16 protein-coding genes are annotated in these 22,833 nt (G+C 64.9%); all 16 read left to right on the plus strand.

Features of this window, described 5'->3' with window-relative positions; all coding sequences use genetic code 11:
• The first annotated feature begins 76 nt into the window (after positions 1-76).
• The 16 genes from AC1AYR_RS07675 (at position 77) to AC1AYR_RS07750 (ending at position 22,822) form a co-directional block, all read left to right on the plus strand.
• The gene (locus AC1AYR_RS07675; RefSeq protein ID WP_476512186.1) at positions 77-685 is read left to right on the plus strand and encodes an IS607 family transposase; all 609 of its coding nucleotides are present in this window, start codon (positions 77-79) and stop codon (positions 683-685) included.
• On the plus strand, positions 618-2,063 hold the full coding sequence (locus AC1AYR_RS07680) for an RNA-guided endonuclease InsQ/TnpB family protein (RefSeq protein ID WP_476512185.1): 1,446 nt from the start codon (positions 618-620) through the stop codon (positions 2,061-2,063). Before AC1AYR_RS07675 ends, AC1AYR_RS07680 begins: the two co-directional genes overlap by 68 nt.
• A 162-nt stretch (positions 2,064-2,225) precedes the next feature.
• Complete coding sequence (locus AC1AYR_RS07685; protein WP_476512184.1) at positions 2,226-3,737, plus strand: DUF3375 family protein; 1,512 nt, start codon at positions 2,226-2,228, stop codon at positions 3,735-3,737.
• Positions 3,738-3,739: 2 nt separating this feature from the next.
• Positions 3,740-4,450 carry a DUF4194 domain-containing protein gene (locus AC1AYR_RS07690; RefSeq protein WP_476512183.1) on the plus strand — a complete coding sequence of 237 codons (711 nt, stop codon included), beginning with the start codon at positions 3,740-3,742 and terminating at the stop codon, positions 4,448-4,450.
• A complete protein-coding gene (locus tag AC1AYR_RS07695; RefSeq protein ID WP_476512182.1) occupies positions 4,447-7,914 on the plus strand; it encodes an ATP-binding protein in 3,468 nt (1,155 codons plus the stop codon). Before AC1AYR_RS07690 ends, AC1AYR_RS07695 begins: the two co-directional genes overlap by 4 nt.
• A 225-nt stretch (positions 7,915-8,139) precedes the next feature.
• Positions 8,140-11,073, plus strand: coding sequence for an excinuclease ABC subunit UvrA (uvrA, locus tag AC1AYR_RS07700; protein WP_476512204.1), 2,934 nt, complete (start codon positions 8,140-8,142; stop codon positions 11,071-11,073).
• Between the two features lie 11 nt (positions 11,074-11,084).
• The gene (uvrC, locus tag AC1AYR_RS07705; RefSeq protein ID WP_476512181.1) at positions 11,085-13,529 is read left to right on the plus strand and encodes an excinuclease ABC subunit UvrC; all 2,445 of its coding nucleotides are present in this window, start codon (positions 11,085-11,087) and stop codon (positions 13,527-13,529) included.
• A 42-nt stretch (positions 13,530-13,571) separates the two neighbouring features.
• Positions 13,572-14,543: a shikimate dehydrogenase family protein gene (locus AC1AYR_RS07710; protein WP_476555154.1), complete on the plus strand. Its 972-nt coding sequence runs from the start codon at positions 13,572-13,574 to the stop codon at positions 14,541-14,543.
• On the plus strand, positions 14,540-15,484 hold the full coding sequence (gene rapZ, locus AC1AYR_RS07715) for an RNase adapter RapZ (RefSeq protein WP_476512180.1): 945 nt from the start codon (positions 14,540-14,542) through the stop codon (positions 15,482-15,484). Before AC1AYR_RS07710 ends, rapZ begins: the two co-directional genes overlap by 4 nt.
• Positions 15,485-15,663: 179 nt before the next feature.
• Positions 15,664-16,611 (plus strand): DNA-binding protein WhiA, encoded by a 948-nt coding sequence (gene whiA / locus AC1AYR_RS07720; RefSeq protein WP_101622725.1) that lies wholly within the window; start codon positions 15,664-15,666, stop codon positions 16,609-16,611.
• 134 nt (positions 16,612-16,745) lie between these two features.
• Positions 16,746-17,951 carry a phosphoglycerate kinase gene (locus tag AC1AYR_RS07725; protein WP_476512179.1) on the plus strand — a complete coding sequence of 402 codons (1,206 nt, stop codon included), beginning with the start codon at positions 16,746-16,748 and terminating at the stop codon, positions 17,949-17,951.
• A gap of 108 nt (positions 17,952-18,059) precedes the next feature.
• A complete protein-coding gene (gene tpiA / locus AC1AYR_RS07730; RefSeq protein WP_101622727.1) occupies positions 18,060-18,854 on the plus strand; it encodes a triose-phosphate isomerase in 795 nt (264 codons plus the stop codon).
• 100 nt (positions 18,855-18,954) lie between these two features.
• Positions 18,955-19,203, plus strand: coding sequence for a preprotein translocase subunit SecG (secG, locus tag AC1AYR_RS07735; protein WP_034526069.1), 249 nt, complete (start codon positions 18,955-18,957; stop codon positions 19,201-19,203).
• 115 nt (positions 19,204-19,318) lie between these two features.
• The gene (locus AC1AYR_RS07740; protein ID WP_101622728.1) at positions 19,319-20,269 is read left to right on the plus strand and encodes an L-lactate dehydrogenase; all 951 of its coding nucleotides are present in this window, start codon (positions 19,319-19,321) and stop codon (positions 20,267-20,269) included.
• Positions 20,266-21,108 carry an HAD family hydrolase gene (locus AC1AYR_RS07745; RefSeq protein ID WP_101622729.1) on the plus strand — a complete coding sequence of 281 codons (843 nt, stop codon included), beginning with the start codon at positions 20,266-20,268 and terminating at the stop codon, positions 21,106-21,108. Before AC1AYR_RS07740 ends, AC1AYR_RS07745 begins: the two co-directional genes overlap by 4 nt.
• 151 nt (positions 21,109-21,259) lie before the next feature.
• Entirely contained in the window at positions 21,260-22,822 is a 1,563-nt protein-coding gene (locus AC1AYR_RS07750) for an aminotransferase class I/II-fold pyridoxal phosphate-dependent enzyme (protein WP_101622730.1), read from the plus strand.
• Positions 22,823-22,833: the final 11 nt, after the last annotated feature.

The raw sequence follows: 22,833 nt of genomic DNA on the forward strand, positions 1-22,833 counted from the left end.
TTGATTAATTGTCGTGTTTTCTGGTGTTTTCATACATGATAATACATTTTTTGATTTTTAAGGTATAATATATGGTATGAAGCTTTCTGAATACGCTCGCCGTTGCGGGGTGGACTGGACCACCGCGAAACGTTGGTATGCGAACGGTTTGATTCCGGGGGCATACCAGCCCGTACCCCGTGGAAGCATCATCGTTCCCGACGACGTTTTCGACCGCATCGACCGAGATCGTGAGCAGCAGACTCAGGGGAAGACCGTCGTCTATGCGCGGGTGTCGAACGCGTCGCGGCGTAAAACCGATTTGGAGTATCAGGCGCAGCGGATAGTCGCCTATTGCAACGCGAACGGGTGGACGGTGGACCAGATCATCAAGGAAGTCGGTTCGGGAGTGAACGCGCAACGGCCGAAACTGTCCGCCCTGCTCTCATCGGATGAGCCTATCGCCCGTCTGGTCGTGGAGCACGAGGACCGGCTGACCCGGTTCGGATACCCGTATCTGGAGCAGATAGCCCGATTGAAGAATATGGAAATCGTGGTAATGAACAAAGCCGAGGACGACACATCGGACCTCATGGAGGATTTGAGTGCGATCCTCTACTCGTTCATGGCGAAACTGTATGGCAGGCGCCGGGGTAACGGGAAGGCGAGGCGACTGCTGGAAGAGGCTGGGGGCTGCAGTGAATGACCGTCTTCTGAAACGCGATGAGACCACGTATGTTTCCGCCACGAATCCGTCCGCCGAAACATACGGGAGACTATGCCATCTGGCGAAGAACCTATATAACGCGTGCCTGTACGACCACCGGCAGCGGTTCTTCGACGACGAACAGAGAATGGATTCGTGGCAGACGCAACGTGTCCGATTCGTCCGGGAGAACAATCCCGACTACCGTGCTTTGCCGGCGAAGGTGAGCGGCGAGATCGTGCGGGAGGTGGGACGTGCGTTCAAATCGTTCTTCGCACTGCATCGGAAACTCAAAACGGGAAAACTTCCGGAACGGAGAACGAGCGTGCGCATCCCGAAATACCTGAGCAAGGACGGGATGCATACGGTCACGTTCCCATATGACACGATTTCCCGCAACCCGATATGGCATTCGGACCTGCAACTATGGGAGCAGACGGTCTGTCCGAAGGACCTCAATCTACGCGTGTACACGCGGATGCGAGACGTGACCATGATTCGCATCCAGCCCCTCGGCATCGGGTATCGCATACACGCCATATACAAGGAAGAGCCACTGCCGTATGAGACGGTCCCGGACAACGGCAGATACGCGTCAATCGACCTTGGTGTCGAAAACCTAATCGCCGTGTTTGTCAACGACCCACGGTATACGCCGTTCCTCATAACAGGAGGCCCGTTCAAGGCTTTGAACCAATGGTACAACCGTTGCCATTCCATGAACCAGCTCTCGCTGGCGGCGCAATACCGGCTGCCGAACAGCCGGTACCGAACCGTGGAACAAGTACGAAAGGAAACCCGCCATGACAGGCTGACACAGGATCCGAGAGCCACCCGCCACACCAGACGAATGCGCCGCATCGCGCTGAAGCGCAAGCACCAGTTGGACTGGCTGATAGGCAACGTCACCACGTTCACCGCGAATTATCTAGCTTCCATCGGCGTCAGCCGAGTCATCATCGGCTTGAACAAGGATTGGAAGCAAAACGCGAACATGGGAGCCGTAACCAACCAGAAATTCGTACAACTGCCGTTCCGACGCATCATTGACGCACTCGCATACAAGCTCAATGAACTAGGAATCCCCGTTACGGAAACCGAGGAGTCCTATACCGGCAAGGCGTCTTTTCTGGACCATGACCGAATCGGAACCCATGGCAGGACCGACGGTCTGGAATATTCCGGACGACGAATCAAACGAGGCCTGTACCAAGCCGGGAACGGCATCCAGTGGAACGCGGACGTCAACGGCGCGGCAAACATCATGAGAAAGGTAATCCCCGACACGCAAGTCTACGTGAAGGGGATAGAGGCGCTTGCAGTAGCGCCAGTGAGACACATGAACCTCACAAAGCAAGGCAAATGCACTCTCCGATGAGCGTGCGTGTCCTAAAGGACAACGTAAGAAACATGATTACATCAGATCATGCCAACCCTTACGCGATTGCCAACATACTGTGTTAGCTTCTAGGTGAGACGCGGGGCCGTCAAGGTCCCGTCTCGCAGGGAATGGCTGGCGACGGCATCAGGGAGGTGTGCCATGGGAGATGCGCGGCGTGAGATGGAACGGCTGAGATCGGTCTATGAGACCGGCGTGCTCAGGCTGCTGCTGCGCCGCAACTCACGCCTGTACGTCGCGCTGCTCAAGGCGGCGTTCGACCCGTTGACCGGCGAACTGCCGCGTGAGACGCTGGAGGAGCGGTTCGCGCAGGGGCTTGCCGCGCTCGCCGACATCGGCGAGTACACGCCGGAACCAGATCGGACGTTCAACGAGGCGGCGCACCGCGTGCTCGTCGACCTGACCCGCGAGGGGGAGGGGGATTACGCCTGGCTCGCCAACTCGCATGATGCCGCATCGCACCGGTTCCTCTACCGTCTGACCGCGCGCGCCCATCGTGCCATCGAGGCGCTGGGGCGGCTGGAAGACGAGTCCCGCACCCTGTCGGGAGCGCAGGCCAACAGCATCATCATGGAGGTCGAGCACGCCCGTATGCGGCTGACCGCCGACCCCGGCGAACGTGTGCGACTGCTCAACCGCGAGATCAAGGAGCGCAAGCACGAGATCAAACGCATCCAACAGGGGCTGCGGAACGAGGAGCTCGACGCATCGCAGGTGGAGGACATCATCGCCGTCATCCACAACACGCTGCGCGGCGTGCCCATCGACCTGCGCGAACTCGTGCTCGCCGAACGGGACAACGGCGACGCGCTCCGCCGCCGCATGCAGGCCGGCGACATGGGCGTCGACGAGATATTGGGCGCCTACGACTCCGGATACCGTGCGAACTTCGGCGAATCCGACATGGGGCGACGGTTCGAGGACGCCTTCCAGGTGATCATCACCGACGAAGGCCGTCAGCAGATCGACGAGGCGATGCGCGCCATCGCGAGAACCCCCTATCTCGCCGACGAATCCGCGGCCCTGCTGGGGCAGGTACGGGAGGAGCTCGCCAACATCTATGCGGGCATCGAGGCGGTACGCGCCCAGATGCGCGTCTCCAACGAGGAGATCGGCAGGCTCGTACGCCAGCAGACCGACACCCGGTACCGATCCATGCTGACCCGGCTCAACCGACTGTACGCGGCCGTCAACGCCGACGCGAAGGCTCATCAGGGCGGCGACGGCAGGCCCTATGACACCGATACCGCCGGAGTCCGACTCGCCCCGTTGCCTACGCGGCCCGCCAGACCGATGACGCGTTCGGCCTCTCCAAGGCTGGACGCCGGTACGGCGGACACCGACGGGCCGCGCGTCGACCTGAAGACGCTGATCGACAACGGCGGTCCGCGTCTGCGCCGCATGATCGCGCTCATCCGGCGCAAGCCGGTGATGGACGGCGACCGGATCGACGTCGCCGCCAGCTTCAACCGGCTGCCGGACGGCGATCGGCGTGAAAGCGAACTCGTCGGATTCCTCGGCGCGATCGGCGGGCAGGGGAGCGGCGACGCCGTCTGGCATTGCGTGACGATCGACGGGAGTCCGCGCGATTGGCGCACGCGCACACTGACCGCCGACGCGGAGGAGCTCGACGCCATCATGGAGGAAGGATGATCATGGACACGACCATGGACGCAATCGCGGATGAGACGACCAACACCGGCGCGCTGTTCGAAGGGGACCGCGGCGACATGTGCGCCGATGCCCGCCGGGCCGCCATCGCGCTCAAACGAGAACGGTACATCGGCGGCGAACTGTACGATCTCGTCAACGACAACCGCGACGCCGTGATCCGTTCGCTCAATAACGACATGCTCGAACTCGTCGACGACGAACGCCACCGCATCATGTACGCGACGCCCGTCACCGGGCCCGACGTCGCGCTGCGCTCGCTCAAGACGCGCACCAGCCTCAGGCGCGAGGAGGCCGCCCTGCTCGCGTTCCTGCGCATCAGAGTGCTCGAATACGAGAACATGCGGGTTCCGGAAGCCCAATGGATCGTCGGCTTCGACGAGATGCGCGCCGCGCTCGCCACCGGAGCCGGGTACCTCGCCGCGAGCAACGACGAGGAGGGTGTGCTCAAACAGGTGGGCACACTCGTCAACACGATGGTCACCTACGGCTATCTGGCGACTACCGACGATGACGCCATGTATCGGATCACGCCGCTCGTCCCCGTCGTGCTCGACCGGGGGCTGGCGGACGCATGGCTCGGCATCGCCGCCGCGGACGACGACGGGACCGCGGACGACGGAACGGCCGTCGATGACGGCGCGGACGAAGCCGCCGCACCCGGCATCGACACGGAAGAGGAGGAGCGGGCATGAGCGTCAGGGAACTGCCGATGATCGCCGACCGGTGGATGCTGGAAAGCCGCCGGCTCGTCAACTGGGGTTCGTATCAGGGCTACCACGAATTCAGCCCCTCCACCGATCGGAAACTGCCCGTGACCCTGCTCGCCGGAGCCAGCGAATCAGGCAAATCCACACTCGTGGACGCGCAGATCTCACTGCTGTACCCGACCGGCACACCGTTCAACAAGGCATCGAATTCGGGGCGATCCGAACGTAGCGACTACACGTACCTGCGCGGCATGATCGGCGTCGGCAGCACCGCGGGCGGCGACGAGCCGATCTACCTGCGCGGCCGCGACGACAATGGCGCCCCGCAATCCGTATGGGGAGCCATCGTCGACACCTACGTGAACGCCACCAGCGGACAGACGCTGTCGTGCGCCAAATTCCTCTATCTGATGGCGGGCGACGGCCGCGGCGACGTGAAACGCCAATATGCGGCATGGGGCGAGCCGATCGACCCGCGTCTCATGGACGTCTACCGCGACCATCCATTCACGTCCACGCAGATCAAGGACACGTATCCCGGATGCGAGACCTTCACCAGCGCCGACGCGTTCCATGAGCATATCTGGACCACGATGGGACTGAGCGAGGAGGCATGCCGACTGCTGCACAAGATCCAGTCGGCCGACGCGCCGTCGCGGCTCGACGACATCTTCAAACAAGGCGTGCTCGGCGTGCCCGAGGCTCTGGGGTTGGCGCGGGACACCGTCGACGACTACGACCGCTATGAGGCGAACTTCAACGAGATGGAACGGAAAGCGAAACGCGTGACGGCGCTCACGGGTATCCGGGACGCGTGCGACGCCTACGATGCCGCGTGCCGGCGCGTCCGGACACTCGACCCGGTGGATCCGGAGCGCGAGGAGGGGTCGGCGGCGATACGCCGCTGGGCGTTGACGCGGATGGCCGGCGAAGTCGCCGCGCGGCTGCCCCTCGACGAACGCGAGCATCGCGAGCATCAGGCGGCGGCCGAAGCCGCATACCGGAACGGCGAGAAGATCCGCGCGGGCATCGACGCCATCAGGGACCGCATCAGAGGACTGGACGGCGGCAACCTCGCCCGCATGGAGATGGAACTCGAACAGGCGCGACGTGCGCTCGCCGATGCGACGACGAACCGCGGGCGGATCGGCGCCGGATTCGAGTCGATCGGTGAGACGATGCCCGGGAACGAGCGTGCATGGACGGAGCGTCGCATCGCCGCGGTGGACTTCACCCGTCTGTATGACCGGCGGGCGCAGGAACTGGACGAGACGCGAGACCGAGCGGTCTCGGCCCGTTCCGCGGCGGACGGCGAGCTGCATCGTCTCGAACGCGACTACGAACGTCAGAAGGCGCAGCGCACCCGCATCACCCAGCAAATGGACGAGACGCGGGCCATGCTGTGCCGCGCCACCGGATTGTCCGCCGAGGAACTACCGTACGTCGCCGAACTCATGGACGTGCGCGAGGACGAGGAACAGTGGCGTCTGGCCATGAACGTCACCTACGGCGCCATCGCGCAGACCATCCTCGTGGACAAGCGCCACGAGCGGGGATTCGCGGCCAAAGTCAGCACCATCGACCCGCATGCGATGGCGCGACGCACCTGGCAGTTCGTCGACACTTCGGAGCGCCATGGGGCGGACGGAGGCAAGGCCACGGATGAAGGACCGTGGATGTCCTCCAAACTGCGATACCGCGAGGATTCCCCGTTCGTCGATTGGCTTCGCGCGCAGACCGCGTCCGAACGATTCGACGCCGTATGCGTCGACGCCATCGACGACACCGACCGCGCCCATCGCCAGGTGCAGCCCGACGGGCAGATCAAAAGCGGCGGTCGGGGCCAGTACGGCGTCAAGGACCGGCGCGAGATCATCGGCTACGTCAACGAGACCTATCTCAAGACGTTGGAAGAGGGAATCGACGAGGCCCGCGAACGATCGGATCAGGCGGAGCGCGACTATGCGGAGGCGAAGCGTCGCGCCGAAGCCCTGCGAGGCGGGCTCGAACTCGCCAAACAGCTCGCCTACGCCTCATGGGAGAGCGTCGACGTGGAATCGGCCACGGCCAAGGTGGACGAACTCGAATCGTCCATAGCCTCGATCAGCAACAATCCCGAACTCGCCGAACTCGCCCGGAGCAAGGAGACGATGGAGGCGGAGCTCGACCGCAACGAGCAACGCAGGTTCGAGGAGAAGCAGGCCGCCGATTCCGCTGCGGCGGCCTGCGAGGCCGCCCGCCTGTGGCTGGACGCCCATCGGGACGAAACGCTGCGGAACGACGATGCGGACGATGCCGGGAACGGAGATGCCCCGCAGCCGGACGAAGAGACATCCGCGGTGCTGGAACGCTCCTACGAGGACGCGTTCTCGGGTATCGAGGACGCGGTGCTGCGCGCCCACATGATCATCGGAGCGGGTTCCGACACGCCCGCCGGGGGATCCTCGTTCCCCGAACGCGTCATCGCGAGGATGCGCGACGACATGGCCGCCCACATCGCCGCGCTCGCCGCGCAGGCCACCGCGGCGAAAACGGTCGTCGAAGCCAGAATGGAATCGTACAAGGGCATATACGCCGCCGACGACGACGCATTGTCGGCCACCGTGGATGATCGTCGGTACTATCTCGACGAGTTGAAGGGACTGTCCCGTCTGACAGCCGGAAGCGCGACAGCCTTCGAATACCGGCGTTGCCTGGAACAGCTGCTGATGAGCCTGCTGACCATCAAACGCGCCATCGACACCGACACCGCCGACATCCGCGATCAGCTCGAACGCATCAACGCCATGCTCGACGGGCAGCGGTTCGGTCCCAGGAACGGCAGCCTGTCCCTGCATGCGGACGTGCGCCGGCCGGACCGGGTCTTCTTGTCGCAGCTTTCGCGGGCGATCGGAATCCTCAACGACTGGAAATCGACCGGAGACGACGATCCGGCCGTCATGCGCAAGGTGTTCGTCTCATGCGCGGCCATCATCGGCCTGCTGCGCGCCCAGCTCGCGCAGGTGAAGGACGCGAACGGCGTGAAAAGCTATGGCGCCCGCGACCTCGATCCGCGATGCCGCTCGTCCTTCTACGCGATCGTGCACCATGAGGGCGGCATCGATGAGCGCATCACCTCCACCGGTGGGCGGTCAGGCGGTGCCCTGCAGGAGCTCACGTCCTTCGTCTATGGTGCCGCGCTCATCTACCTGCTCGGCGGCGGCATGGAGAACCGGCTCAAACCCAGCTATACGACGCTGTTCCTCGACGAGGCCCTCATCAAGGCGGACGGCCGATACACGCAGCGCGCCCTCACCGTGCTGCCGCGTCTTGGCTTCCAGGTGATCGTCTCCGCGCCGGAAAGCAAGACCGGCGAGATCCTCGAGGTGTCCACCAAGGCCTACGTCACCTACAAGAACCCCGACACGGGGCTCACGTCCCTGCGCGAGGCGTCGCTTGATGGTGTCTGATCGCGGGATTCAGGTGACGACGTCGCATCCGTGATGTGACCCGAGCCGCACCCCGGACACGCCATCGAACAGCCGTTCGAATTCCGTCGGGGTTTCCGGTATTCTGGGGTGCGGGAAAACCGCGGCCGCATTCGCGCCGCGGCGAACGACGGAAGGCGGGGTGCAGTGGCGGCGAAACGGAAGACCACGAACGGCAGGAACGGCGAGGTCGTCGTCGAGAAGGTGATGACCAGCGACTCGTTCCTCGCGCGAGAGATCCGCAAGGCGCCGCTCATCGAGCATGACGGTTCGCTTGTGGCGGACATCTCGCACATCCCCAACGATCTCAAGATCACCATCCAGGGGGCGCGCGAGCACAACCTCAAGAACGTGGACCTCGCCATCCCGCGCAACCGCATGGTCGTCTTCACCGGCCTGTCCGGTTCGGGCAAATCCTCGCTCGCGTTCGACACCCTGTTCGCCGAAGGGCAGCGCCGCTACGTCGAATCGTTGTCCGCGTACGCGCGCCAGTTCCTCGGACAGATGGATAAACCGGACGTCGACTTCATCGAAGGACTGAGCCCCGCGGTCTCCATCGATCAGAAGACCACGAACCGCAATCCGCGCTCCACGGTCGGCACCATCACCGAGATCTACGATTATCTCAGGCTCCTGTTCGCACGCACCGGCATCCCGCATTGCCCCGAGTGCGGCGAGCCCGTCGCCTCGCAGACCCCGCAGCAGATCGTCGACACGCTCATGGACTACCCGGAGCGCACCCGATTCCAGATTCTCGCGCCCGTCGTCAAGGGACGCAAGGGCGAATTCGTCGATATGCTTGAGCTGCTGCGTTCCGACGGCTACGCCCGCGCGCTCATCGACGGCGAGATGCGGCAGCTGTCCGACGATATCACGCTCGCCAAGCAGAAGAAGCACACCATCGAGGTCGTCATCGACCGTCTCGTCGTCAAGGACGGCATGCGTCAGCGTCTCACCGACTCCGTCGAGACGGCGCTGCGGCTCGCCAACGGCTCGATCGTCATCGACTTCGTCGACGAGGAGGAGGGGAGCCCGGCCCGGCGCCGCCCGTTCTCGGAACACCGCAGCTGCCCGAACGGCCACGTGCTCGAACTCGACGAGATCGAGCCGCGCACCTTCTCCTTCAACGCGCCCTACGGCGCATGCCCCGCCTGCACCGGTCTCGGATTCAAACTCGAGATCGACCCGGAACTCGTCATCGCCGATCCGGACAAGTCGCTCGCCGAAGGCGTCATCGAACCGTGGAGCAACACGAAGATGACCTCCCAATACTATGGGCATCTGCTCGAAGGTCTCGCCCGCGAGATGGGCTTCTCGATGCGCACCCCGTGGAAGGATCTGCCCTCCGACGTGCGCCATGCCATCCTCTACGGCCACGAGTTCAAGGTCGATGTCTCCTACCGCAACCGTTGGGGGCGTCTGCGTGAATACTCCACCGGATTCGAAGGCGTGGTGCGTTCGCTCATGCGCAAGCACGAGGAGACCGATTCGCAGTCCATGCGGGAGTACTACGAGTCGTACATGCGCGAAGTGCCCTGCCAGGTGTGCCATGGCAGGCGTCTCAAGCCCGAGGTGCTGGCCGTCACCGTCGGAGGCCTGTCCATCTTCGACGTGTGCGACATGCCCGTCGTGCGCGAGCTCGCATGGGTCAACGACCTGAAACTGGAAGGTGCGGATGCGAAGATCGCCGGCGAGGTGCTCAAGGAGATTCGCGCGCGCCTCGGCTTCCTCAACGACGTCGGCCTCGACTATCTCACCCTGTCTCGCGCCGCCGCCACCCTGTCCGGCGGCGAGGCGCAGCGCATCCGACTCGCCACGCAGATCGGCTCAGGCCTCGTCGGCGTCATGTACGTGCTCGACGAGCCGTCCATCGGCCTGCACCAGCGCGACAACGAGCGTCTCATCGAGACGCTCCACCATCTGCGTGACCTCGGCAACACGCTCATCGTCGTCGAACACGACGAGGACACGATCCGCGAGGCCGACTGGCTCGTCGACATCGGTCCCGGCGCCGGCGAACACGGCGGCGAAGTCGTCTACTCCGGTCCGGCGAAGCATCTCGTCGACGCGAAACGCTCTATCACCGGCGACTACATCGCCCACCGTCGCGAGATCGCCGTGCCCGAGCGCCGCCGCAACACGCATAGGACAGCGCAGCTCAAGGTCGTCGGCGCGCGGGAGAACAACCTCAAGAACATCGACGTGAGCTTCCCGCTCGGCGTGTTCACCGTCGTCACCGGCGTCTCCGGGTCCGGCAAATCCTCGCTCGTCAACACGATCCTCTATCCGGTCCTCGCCGACAAGCTCAACGGTGCGCGCATCGTGCCCGGCAAGCACCGTCGCGTCGAAGGCGTCGACCAGGTCAGGAAGGTCATCCACGTCGACCAGAACCCGATCGGACGCACGCCGCGCTCCAATCCCGCCACGTACACGGGCGTATGGGACAAGATCCGCGCCCTGTTCGCCAAGACGCCCGAGGCGCAGGTGCGTGGCTACGGGCCCGGCCGCTTCTCCTTCAACGTGAAGGGCGGACGCTGCGAGGCGTGCCACGGCGACGGCACGCTCAAGATCGAGATGAACTTCCTGCCCGACGTGTACGTGGAATGCGAGACGTGCCACGGCAGACGCTACAACCGCGAGACCCTCGAGGTGAAGTACAACGGCAAGACCGTCTCCGACATCCTCGACATGCCCATCGAGGAGGCCGCCGACTTCTTCAAGGCCTACACCGGCATCTCCCGGTACCTGAAGACCCTCGTGGACGTCGGTCTCGGCTACATCCGCCTCGGCCAGCCCGCCCCCACCCTCTCCGGCGGCGAATCCCAACGCGTCAAGCTCGCCACCGAACTGCAGCGCCGGTCCGACGGCAAGACCGTGTACATCCTCGACGAGCCGACCACGGGCCTGCACTTCGAGGACGTGAACAAACTGCTCAAGGTGCTGCAGGGGCTCGTCGACAAGGGCAACACGGTCATCGTCATCGAACACAACCTCGACGTGGTCAAGTCGGCCGACTGGATCATCGACCTCGGCCCCGAGGGCGGCGACGGCGGCGGCACCGTCGTCACGCAGGGCACGCCCGAACAGGTGGCGCTGTGCGAAGAGTCCTGGACCGGTCGGTTCCTCAGGGACATGCTCTGAAAGGCGACGGCGTGACCAACGACATCGAACGGCATTCGCCCGAGGTGTGGCGCAGGACCGCCGAGGCCCTGCGCGGAGGCGCTGACGCGTCCGCCACCGCCGTGCGCGATCCCGCCGCGGACGGCACCGGAGCGGCGGCGAGGACGAACCGCAACGGGGCGCCGCTGCTCGGCGACTCGCGCGACCTGTTCCGCCCGAAGTCCTCGGACATCCCCGCCGAACCGGGCGTATACAAGTGGCGCGACGGCGAAGGCCGCGTCATCTACGTCGGCAAGGCGAAGAACCTGCGCAACCGGCTCGCCAACTACTTCCAGCCGCTGTACCTGCTGCATCCGCGCACGCAGACCATGGTGCTCACCGCGCGCAGCCTCGAATGGACCGTCGTCGGCACCGAACTCGAATCGCTCACCCTCGAATACACGTGGATCAAGGAATTCGACCCCCGGTTCAATGTGCAGTTCCGCGACGACAAGACCTACCCGTATCTGGCGGTCTCCGTGGGCGAGGACGTGCCCCGCGTCTGGGTGACGCGCAGCCGCAAACGCCGCGACACCCGCTACTTCGGCCCCTACGCGAAGGTATGGGATCTGCGCCACGGGCTCGACCGGCTCCTGCGCACCTTCCCCGTGCGCACCTGCGCCGACGGCGTCTACCGCAAGGCCGAGCTCGCGGGCCGTCCCTGCCTGCTCGCCTCCATCGGCAAATGCTCCGCGCCATGCGTCGGCCGCATCGACGCGAAGGAGCATCGCCGCATGTGCGAACGACTCGTCGGCGTGATGACCGGCAGACTCGGCAGGTCGTACATCGCGCAGCTCACCCGCGACATGAAGGCCGCCAGCGCCGAACTCGAATTCGAGAAGGCGGCGCGTCTGCGCGACGAGATCGCCATGCTCTCCACCGTCGTCCAGCAGAACGCCGTCGTGCTCGACGACCAGGTCGACGCCGACGTGTTCGGCTTCGCCACCGACGAGATCGAAGCCTCCGTGCACGCGTTCCACGTGCGCGCCGGCACGATTCGCGGGGAACGCAACTGGAGCGTCGAACGCGTCGACGACATCGACGACGCCGACCTCATGGCCGACCTGCTCGTACGCGTCTATGCGGACGCGCAGGACGACGCCGCGACGGACGCACGTCCCCGCGTCACGCCCGCCACCGGCGTGGACGGGAGCATGGCGGCGAAGATCGAGGAGCGACGCGACGCCATCGGCTCCACGCAACGCGTGACCGCGACCGATGCGGCATCGCGCGCGCATGCGACGCGCGAACGCAACGCGCGGCAGGAAATCACCGGACGCGCCGACCTGCTCGCCCCCGTCGCACCGGTGCCGCGCGAGGTCATCACGCCGATCGAGCTCGAACCGTCAAGACGCGAAGAGCTCGAGACATGGCTGACCGGACTGCGCGGCGGCGCGGTCACGATCCGCGTCGCCGGCAGAGGCGACAAGAAGCAGCTCATGGACCGGGCGAACGACAACGCCGCCCAGGCGCTGGCACGTGCCAAGATGAGCCGTATCGCCGACATAGGCGCACGTACCCGCGCCATGAACGAGGTCGCCGATGCGCTGGGTCTCGCCGAGGCTCCGCTGCGCATCGAATGCTACGACATCTCCAACACGGTCGGCGGCGCCTTCCAGGTCGCCTCCATGGTCGTGTTCGAGGACGCCGTCGCCAAGAAAAGCGAATACCGTCGCTTCGCCATCCGCGGCAAGGACGGCCAAGGCGCGCTCGACGACCTGAGCGCCCTGTACGAGACGTTGACGCGACGGTTCCGCCACGGCAACATCGCCGGCGACTCCGGTGAGAGCATCGAGGCGGAACGTCGTGCGGCGGCCTCGACGGACACGGGGCACGGCTTGGGCGAGAAGCCCGCCGAAGTCGACGGGACGGCGACGGGAACGGTCGTCCAGCAGAACGCCGACCGGCACAGGTTCGCCTACAAGCCGAACCTCGTCGTCGTCGACGGCGGCAGACCGCAGGCCATGGCCGCCGCCAAGGCGCTCGCCGATTGCGGCGTCGACGACGTCGCCGTATGCGGGCTCGCCAAACGGCTCGAGGAGGTGTGGGTGCCGGACGACGACTATCCGATCATCCTCAAACGCCAGTCGGAGGGCATGTACCTGCTGCAGCGTGTGCGCGACGAGTCGCACCGTTTCGCCATCACCTACCACCGTCAGACGAGGCGCAAGGGAGCGTTGCGCAGCGCCCTCGACGGCATTCCCGGCGTGGGGCCCGCCTACCAGAAGCGTCTGCTCGCGCATTTCGGATCGGTGCGGGCGATGCGCGGGGCGAGCATCGAGGAGCTGGAAGCGGTCAAGGGCATCGGACACGCCAAGGCGCAGGCCATTCATGCCGCGCTGCACGCCGCAGACGGCCATGACGATCATGCCGACCGTGCCGAAGGCGATGCCGGCGCACGACGGGAGTCGGGTCGGCGGTCCGGACGAACCGAGTAGGATGGTCGGAAGAACAGGGAAGGCAAGGAGGGAAGCATGACGATCGCCAATCGATGCGCGGTGCTCGGCAAGCCCATCGCGCATTCGCTCTCGCCGGTGCTGCACAATGCGGCGTACTGCGCGCTCGGCCTCGACGACTGGGCGTACGACAGGCATGAGGTGGGAGAGGGGGACCTTGACGCGTTCCTCAAAGGGCTTGATCCCACGTGGCGCGGTCTCAGCCTGACCATGCCGCTCAAGAAGACCATCCAGCCGTACGGTACGCCCCGCAACGTGTGGGCACGTGAACTCAACGTCGCCAACACCGCCGTGTTCGATTGGGACCAGGCCACCCACGACGATCCGGCATGGCCTCAGGGGAAGCCGGCGATCAGACTCTACAACACCGATGTGGTCGGCATCCAATTGGCATTCGACCACGCCGACCGCGAACTCGGCGTGCATCGCGACGGGCGCACGGGGGGTCGCGCGCTCATCATCGGCAACGGCAACACCGCCACGTCGGCCGCGGCGGCATGCCTGATGCTGCCGGGCGTCGAACGCATCACCATCGCCGCGCGCCACCCCGGACGCGACCTCGGGCTGGACTCCGCCGCGAAGCTGTTCCGCGGCGTCGAAGGACGACCCTACGGCGAGATCGACCTGTCCGACGCGGACGGCGTGACGGCCGCCGCGCGCGCCGCCGATTACGTGATCAACACGATTCCCGGACACGCCGCGGACGGTTTCGCCGACGTGCTCGATCTTCCGGGAAACACGTTCCCGGGCATGCTGCTCGATGTGGTCTACGACCCGCGTCCCACGAAGCTGATGCAGGTGTGGCGCTCTCATGGCGGCCATGCGATCGGCGGCGAGGAGATGCTCCTGTACCAGGGGCTCATCCAGGTGCTGCTCATGACGGGCATCTGGGACGACGACCCGCCGTCCGGCGCGGACCGTCGCCTGCAGGACGTCACCACGGACGACGACCATCTGGAGATCGCCATGAGAAGGGCATTGGAGGAGGCGCTGTGAGCGGGAACCATGATGTGACGGACGGCGTCGTGACCCGCGCCGGCGCGGGAGCCGACGCGCCGGCGCCCGCGAACGGCTTCGAGGTGCTGCTCATCACCGGCATGTCCGGTGCGGGCCGCTCCCACGCCGCCGACTGCGTGGAGGACATGGGCTGGTACGTGGTCGACAACCTGCCGCCCAAGCTGCTCATCCCGCTCGTCGACATGATGACCAACGCCGGCGACGGCAGAGGCGTGCACAAGCTCGCCGCCGTCATCGACGTGCGGTCGCGCGAATACTTCGACGACCTCAACGAGGTGCTCAGCCATCTCGACGATCTTGGCGTCAGGACGAGGATCCTGTTCCTCGACGCCTCCGACGACGTGCTCGTGACCCGTTACGAGAAGGTGCGCCGGCCGCATCCGCTCCAGCACGGCAACCGTCTCATCGACGGTATCGACGAGGAGCGTGCGCTGCTCGCCAATCTCAAGGAGCACGCCGACATGGTCATCGACACCTCCGCGCTGAGCATCCACCAGCTGTCCACCAAACTGTATGAGGCGATGGTCGGCTCCGGACCGAAGACCGTCTCCGTGCACATCTTCAGTTTCGGGTTCAAATACGGCACCCCCACCGACGCGGATTTCGTGGCCGACGTGCGTTTTCTGCCCAATCCGTTCTGGGTGCCCAGTCTGCGTGAGCTCACCGGGTGGGACAAGCCGGTCGCCGACTACGTGCTGTCCAGCGACGGGGCGTCCGCCTTCCTCGACGCGTATGAGAAGTCGCTGCTCGTCGCCATCGACGGGTACGCACGTGAGGACAAGCATTTCGTCACCATCGCGGTCGGTTGCACCGGAGGCCAGCATCGGTCGGTGGCCATGAGCGAGGCCTTGGCGAAGCGTTTGCGCTCACATGGGCTTGATGTCACCGTTTCCGCGCGCGAGCAGCGCAAACGCCGATGATGGTGGCCCGGCATCGCTGACCACATGCCGAGACATCGACCGCGAAAAAGTGAAAACGGCGCGACTGTTGTCCAAGATGGTCGGTATCACAGAAGTTCGGCGGACGGCGGGAAGCGACCCCGTTTCCAGCCCCGGACCCCTGAAGCCATTGAGAGGGACGAGACTTAGGAGGTTGGCTCTTGGCTCTTCTGGATGATGTGAAAAGCGAACTCGCTGCGCTTGAGGACGAGAAGGCGGACGCCAGGAAGGCGCAGGTCACCGCCATGATCCGCTTCGCCGGCGGCTTCATGAACAACGCCCAGAAGCAGGTTGTCATGCTCGCCACCTTCGATTCCCCCGTCGCGGCCCAGTGGCTGCGCGACAACATCGAGGACCTGTACAGCCTCGAAGCCAAGATCGTCAGCTCCCAGAGGACGACGCCGACCGGCGTCCACGAGTACCATGTCGTCAAGGTGGAGCGCGGCGCGGTGAATCTCGCCGTGGCGACCGGCCTCATCGACCGCAACAAGGCGGTTCGCGGCCTGCCCGTCAAGATCGTCCAAGGCAAGATCGCCCAGGTGCGCGCCGCATGGCGCGGCGCCTTCATGGCCAGGGGAATCCTGTCCGATCTGGGCAAGAACCCGTGCATGGAGATCGTCTGCCCGTGCAACGAGGCCGCCATGGCGCTGGCGGGTCTCGCCCGTCGCCTCGGCATCACCGCCAAGCCGCGCCAGCTCAGCAAGTCGTACCGCGTGACGCTCACCGACCCGGACTCCATCGAACGCATGCTCAACTCGATGGGTGCCATGCGCTCCGCCCGCGATTGGACGGGCAAGCGTTCCGACGGCGAAACCCGTTCCAAGGCGAACAGGCTCGCCAACTTCGACGACGCGAACATGCGCCGTTCCGCCAAGGCCGCCGCGGAGGCGTGCGACAAGGTGCGCAAGGCGTTCGAACTGTTCGACGCCGCCGGCGTCGACGTGCCGGACAACCTGCGCGCCGCCGGCCAGCTGCGCCTCGAACACGGCGACGCCAGCCTGGAGGAGCTCGGCCGTCTCGCCGACCCGCCGATCTCCAAGGACGCCATCGCCGGCCGTATCCGCCGACTGCTTCAGCTGGCGGAGAAGACCGCCAAGTCGCGTTCCTGAACGTTTTCATAACGTTTCTCAGATACGTTCCAAAAAATCCTGTGTCAGGCCCGCCCGGACGGCGGGCCTGTTGTATTATGCGAAGTGGCAAGAAACCGCCACTTTCCCGCGCAAGCGGTTAGGAAAGGATATTCATGAAGACACTCAAGGATCTCGGAGACCTCAAGGGCAAGCGCGTCCTGGTCCGCGCTGATTTCAACGTCCCGCTGGACGGCACCACGATCACCGACGACGGCCGCATCAAGGCCGCCCTGCCGACGATCAAGGCCCTGCGCGAGGAAGGCGCGAAGGTCATTCTGATGGCCCACCTCGGCCGCCCGAAGGGCAAGGTCGTCCCGGAGCTCTCCCTCGCCCCCGTCGCCGCCCGTCTCGGCGAGCTGCTCGGCATCGACGTGCCGCTGGCCGCCGACACCTACGGCGAGGACGCCCAGGCCAAGGTTGCCGCGATGAACGACGGCGACGTCGTCCTGCTGCAGAACGTGCGCTTCAACCCGGAGGAGACCAGCAAGGATCCGGCCGTGCGCGCCCCCTACGCCAAGAAGATCGCCGCCCTCGGCGACGTCTTCGTCTCCGACGGCTTCGGTGTCGTCCACCGCGCCCAGGGCTCCAACTACGACGTGGCCGCCGATCTGCCGGCCGCCGCCGGCCTGCTGGTCGAGAAGGAAGTCAAGGCCCTGTCCAAGGCCACCGAGAACCCGGAGCGTCCGTTCACCGTCGTGCTTGGCGGCTCCAAGGTCTCCGACAAGCTCGGCGTCATCGAGAACCTGCTCGACAAGGCCAACCGCCTCGTCATCGGCGGCGGCATGGTGTTCACCTTCCTCAAGGCCAAGGGCTACGAGGTCGGCACCTCCCTGCTCGAGGAGGACCAGCTCGACAAGGTCAAGGGCTACATCGAGACCGCCGAGAAGAACGGCGTCGAGCTCGTGCTGCCGACCGACATCGTCGTGAACGCCGGCTTCCCGGCCGGTGACACCCCGGTCGCTCCGGAGGTCGTCGCCGCCGACGCCATCCCGGCCGACAAGATGGGTCTCGACATCGGCCCGGAGTCCCAGAAGCTCTTCCACGACAAGATCGTCGACTCCAAGACCGTCGTGTGGAACGGCCCGATGGGCGTGTTCGAGATCGCCGAGTTCGCGGAGGGCACCAAGGCCGTCGCGCAGGGCCTGGTCGACGCGACCGCGGCCGGCGCCTTCACCATCGTCGGCGGCGGCGACTCCGCCTCCGCGGTGCGCAACCTCGGCTTCCCGGAGGACTGCTTCTCGCACATCTCCACCGGTGGCGGCGCCTCTCTCGAGTTCCTCGAGGGCAAGGAGCTGCCGGGCCTGAAGGTGCTCGCCTGACATCGACTCCGCATCGGCTCCCCGCGTCCCCGTGGCGTGGGGAGCCATGCCGTTTCATCCCCGTATATGCGCGTCATGCGCGCTTCACGCACTTCAAGGAAGGAATCCATGGCGTCCGAACGCGTTCCGCTGGTCGCGGGCAACTGGAAAATGAACTTCGATCATCTCGAGGCCACGTATTTCGTGCAGAAGTTCGCATGGCAGCTGCGTGACGCCCATTTCGACTTCCGCAGGGTGGAGGTCGCCCTGTTCCCCTCGTTCACCTCGCTGCGCAGCGTGGAGGTGCTCGTCGAGGCCGACAAGCTCAAGATCCGATACGGCGCGCAGTCCGTGTCCGTCACCGATCAAGGGGCGTTCACCGGCGACATCTCCGCCGACATGATCGCCCATCTCGGGTGCTCGTATGTGATCATCGGCCATTCCGAACGCCGCAAATACCATCCCGAGGACGATGCGAACATCGTCGACCAGGTGCGCGCCGTCCTCGCCGCAGGCATGCAGCCGATCCTGTGCGTCGGAGAAAGCTTCGAGGAGCGCCGGCAGGGCATCGAGCTCGACTTCGCCGTCGGTCAGGTGCATGACGTCACCCGTGACCTCAACGAGGCCGAAGCGGCGAAGCTCATCATCGCCTACGAGCCGGTGTGGGCCATCGGCACCGGCATGGTCGCCACGCCGGAATCCGCGCAGTATGCGGCGCAGGCCATCCGCGACGACCTGAGGGCCACGTTCGGCGACAAGGTGGCCGATACCGTGCGCATCCTCTACGGCGGCTCCGTGTCGTCGAAGAACGCGGTCGAACTCATCGGCGAACCCGACGTGGACGGGTTCCTCATCGGCGGAGCGGCGCTCGACGTGGATGAGCTGACCCGCATCTGCCGGCTGACGGCCAAGGCCACGAGATGACGCCGTCCATGCACCGTCCATGCGTCGGCCGTTTCGCCGTTCTCAAGACATTGCGCTATGCTGGAGCGCAGATTGATACCAAACCGGAGGTAATCCACCCGTGACCGCTCTGAAAATCGCCCTCGAAATCGTCCTCGTCGTGCTCAGCTGCCTGCTGACCCTGCTCATCCTCATGCACAAGGGCAAGGGCGGCGGCCTGTCCGACATGTTCGGCGGCGGCCTGACCCAGAACGCGGGCACGTCCGGCGTCGCCGAGAAGAACCTGAACCGTTGGACCGTCATCATCGCCCTGATCTGGGTGGCGATCATCATCGCCCTCGGTCTGATGACCAAGTTCAATCTCATCTGAGCGTTCCCGCTCGTGATCGCATGACCCATGACCGGCATCCGGCCATGGGTCGTATTCGTTATGGCGGGTCCGGCCCCGACGGCGCGGCTCCGCATGGAATCGGAAGGGTACACCAATGGTCACCATGAACCGCAACAAAGTCGTCATCGTCGGCACCGGTCAGGTGGGCGCCACCGCCGCGTTCGCCATCGTCACGCACGGCCTGTGCAACGAGCTCGTCCTCATCGACCATGTCGCAGCCAAGGCGGCGGGGGAGAGCCACGACCTTGACGACGGCAGTGAATTCCAGGACCGTCACGTCAAGGTCCGCATGGGCGATTACGCCGACTGTTCCGACGCGGACATCGTCGTCATCACCGTCGGCCGCAAGCCTCCGGCCAATTCGACCCGTCTCGCCGAACTCGGCTTCACCGTGGGACTCGTCGGCGACGTCGTCGATCACGTCATGGCATCCGGTTTCGATGGTGTGATCGTCATGGTCTCCAACCCGGTGGATGTCATGGCATGGTATGCGTGGAAGCGTTCCGGGCTGCCGCGCACGCAGGTGCTCGGCACCGGGACCGCGCTCGACACCTCGCGCCTCAAGACCATCATCGGCGAGGAGACAGGCCTCGACCCGCGCAACGTGGGCGGTTTCGTCATGGGCGAGCATGGCGACTCCCAGTTCGCCGCATGGTCCACCGTCTCGCTCGGCGGCAAGCCGTTCGCGAAGTTCCTGGCGGACAACCGCAGCCGCTTCGCCTCCGTCTCCACCGAGGAGATCGAACGCAAGACGCGTATGCGCGGCAACGAGATCGTCGCCGCGAAGGGCGGCACCAACTTCGGCATCGCCTCCACCGTCGCCGGCATCGTCCAGACGATCCTGTGGGACGAACGACGCATCGTCCCCGTCTCCACGCTGCTCGACGGCGAATACGGTGAGCATGACGTGTTCCTCGGCGTCCCCACCGAACTGCGTGCCAACGGCGCCAACGAGATCGTAGAACTCGAGCTCACCGACGAGGAGCACGCGAAGCTGCATCATTCCGCCGAACTCGTCCGCTCCTACTGCGAGGGTCTGCTGTGAACGCCGCCCGCGCACCGAAGCTCATCGTCGCCGACCTCGACGGCACGCTCCTGCACGGCGCCCCCACGTTCGAGGGACGGCATCTGACCGAACGCTCCATCGAGGCGGTGCGTCGACTGCATGACGCCGGCTACCGGTTCGCCGTCGCCACGGCCAGACCGGTGAGCACCGGCTACGCCATCGCGGAACGGTTGCCGGTCGACGCCTGTATCTATCTCAACGGCGCCCTCATCGACCTCGACCCCGCGAAATCCGACTACGGCATGCTTACTTCGGGCCGTCTGCCCGCCGACGGGCATCTCAGGAAGATCGGGTTCTCGTCGTCTCGCGCCTGCGAGGTGTGCCGGTCCCTGCTTGCCGCGATGCCCGACCTCGAAGTCGGCATCGTCATGGACGACGTGAGGTACACGAACTTCGACGTGAGCGTCTACTGGAAGACCCAGACTTGGCGCCTGACCGACTTCACCGAGACGGATGTGCCCGCGGGCATCGCCGACAAGATCATCGCGTTCCCGAAAGGAGAGCAGCGTGAGACGCTCCTCGGTCTGATTCCCGACGACTTCGCGTTGTCCGTTTCCGAGGGCACGTTGTACATGCTCATGAACCCGAAGGCGAACAAACGTGACGCGTTGAACGTCCTGTGCGATCATATGGGCGTCGCCCCGGAACACGTCGTCGCATTCGGCGACGATCTCGTGGACATCGACATGATGCGGTTCTCCGGCCGTTCCGTCGCTGTCGCGAACTCCAATCCGCAGGTGCTCGCCATCGCCGACGAGATCTGCCCGCCCAATGACGAGGACGGCGTCGCGAAGTGGATCGAAACGCATCTGCTGTGATCGTGGCGTGGCGCTCCGGACAGTAAGTTCAATTGTCGTCGTCCGTCATGTGAAACCATGCCATGAGGGAAATTGAACTTGTCTTGAACTTCCTCTAGGTTATGAACCAATGTTCAATATGGATATTGAACTTTGTGGTTTGGAGGAAGACATGTCCACAACGGCTTTCGCGGAACGGCTTCACGAGGCGATGAACGACAGGGGATTGAAGCAGGTCGACCTGGTGCGCGCCGCCGAAGATCAGGGCGTGAAGATGGGCAAAAGCCACATCAGCCAGTATGTCGCCGGCAAGACCATGCCCCGCGAAGACATCCTCGAGTTCCTCGCCACCGCGCTCAGCGTGGATGTGGACTGGCTCAGGGGGGACCGTGTCCCGGCATCCTCCGAGGTGTCGGACCGGTCGGCCGCGCCGGCCGCCGAAGCGACCGGACAGTCCGCCGCGTCAACGTCGTCGCCGGCCGCGCCGTCCGTGACCGGGGAGTCGTTCGTGCCCCGTCGCCGTACCTTCGGCAAGTCGCACAAGCTCGACAACGTCCTCTACGACGTGCGCGGCCCCGTCGTCGACGAGGCGGCGCGCATGGAGGCCGACGGCACGCATATCCTCAAACTCAACATCGGCAATCCGGCGCCGTTCGGGTTCCGCACGCCGGACGAAGTCGTCTACGACATGGCCCACCAGCTCACCGAGACCGAAGGCTATTCGCCGTCCAAGGGCCTGTTCTCCGCGCGCAAGGCCATCATGCAGTACGCGCAGCTCAAGAACCTGCCGAACGTCACCATCGACGACATCTACACCGGCAACGGCGTGAGCGAGCTCATCAACCTGTGCATGTCCGCCCTGCTCGACGACGGCGACGAGGTGCTCATCCCCAGCCCCGACTATCCGCTGTGGACCGCCTGCGTGAACCTCGCCGGCGGCACCGCCGTCCACTACGTGTGCGACGAACAGTCCGAATGGTATCCGGACATCGACGACATGCGCTCCAAGATCACCGACCGCACCGTCGCCATCGTGCTCATCAACCCGAACAACCCGACCGGCGCGCTCTACCCGAAGGAGGTGCTGCAGCAGATCGTCGACCTCGCGCGCGAATACCATCTCATGATCTTCTCCGACGAGATCTATGACCGTCTCGTCATGGACGGGCTCACGCACACGTCGATCGCCTCGCTCGCCCCGGATCTGTTCTGCATTACGTTCTCCGGCCTGTCGAAGTCGCATATGATCGCCGGCTACCGCGTCGGCTGGATGGTCCTGTCCGGCAACAAGCGCATCGCCCGCGACTATATCGAGGGCATCAACATGCTCGCAAACATGCGCATCTGCTCGAACGTGCCCGCCCAGTCCATCGTGCAGACCGCACTCGGCGGCCATCAGAGCGTCAACGACTACATCGTGCCCGGCGGACGCCTCTACGAGCAGCGTGAATACATCTACAACGCGATCAACCAGATTCCCGGCCTGTCCGCCGTCAAACCGAAGGCCGCGTTCTACATCTTCCCGAAGATCGACGTCAAGCGGTTCAACATCCACGACGACGAGCAGTTCGCACTCGACCTGCTGCACGACCAGCGCATCCTCATCACGCGCGGCGGCGGTTTCAACTGGGGCGAACCCGACCATTTCCGCATCGTCTATCTGCCGCGCATCGAGATCCTCAAGGACGCCACCGCCAAGATCGCCGACTTCTTCAGCACCTACTGGCAGAACTAGTCCGGACCGGC

It is taken from the genome of Bifidobacterium sp. LH_417 (genome assembly GCF_056357035.1).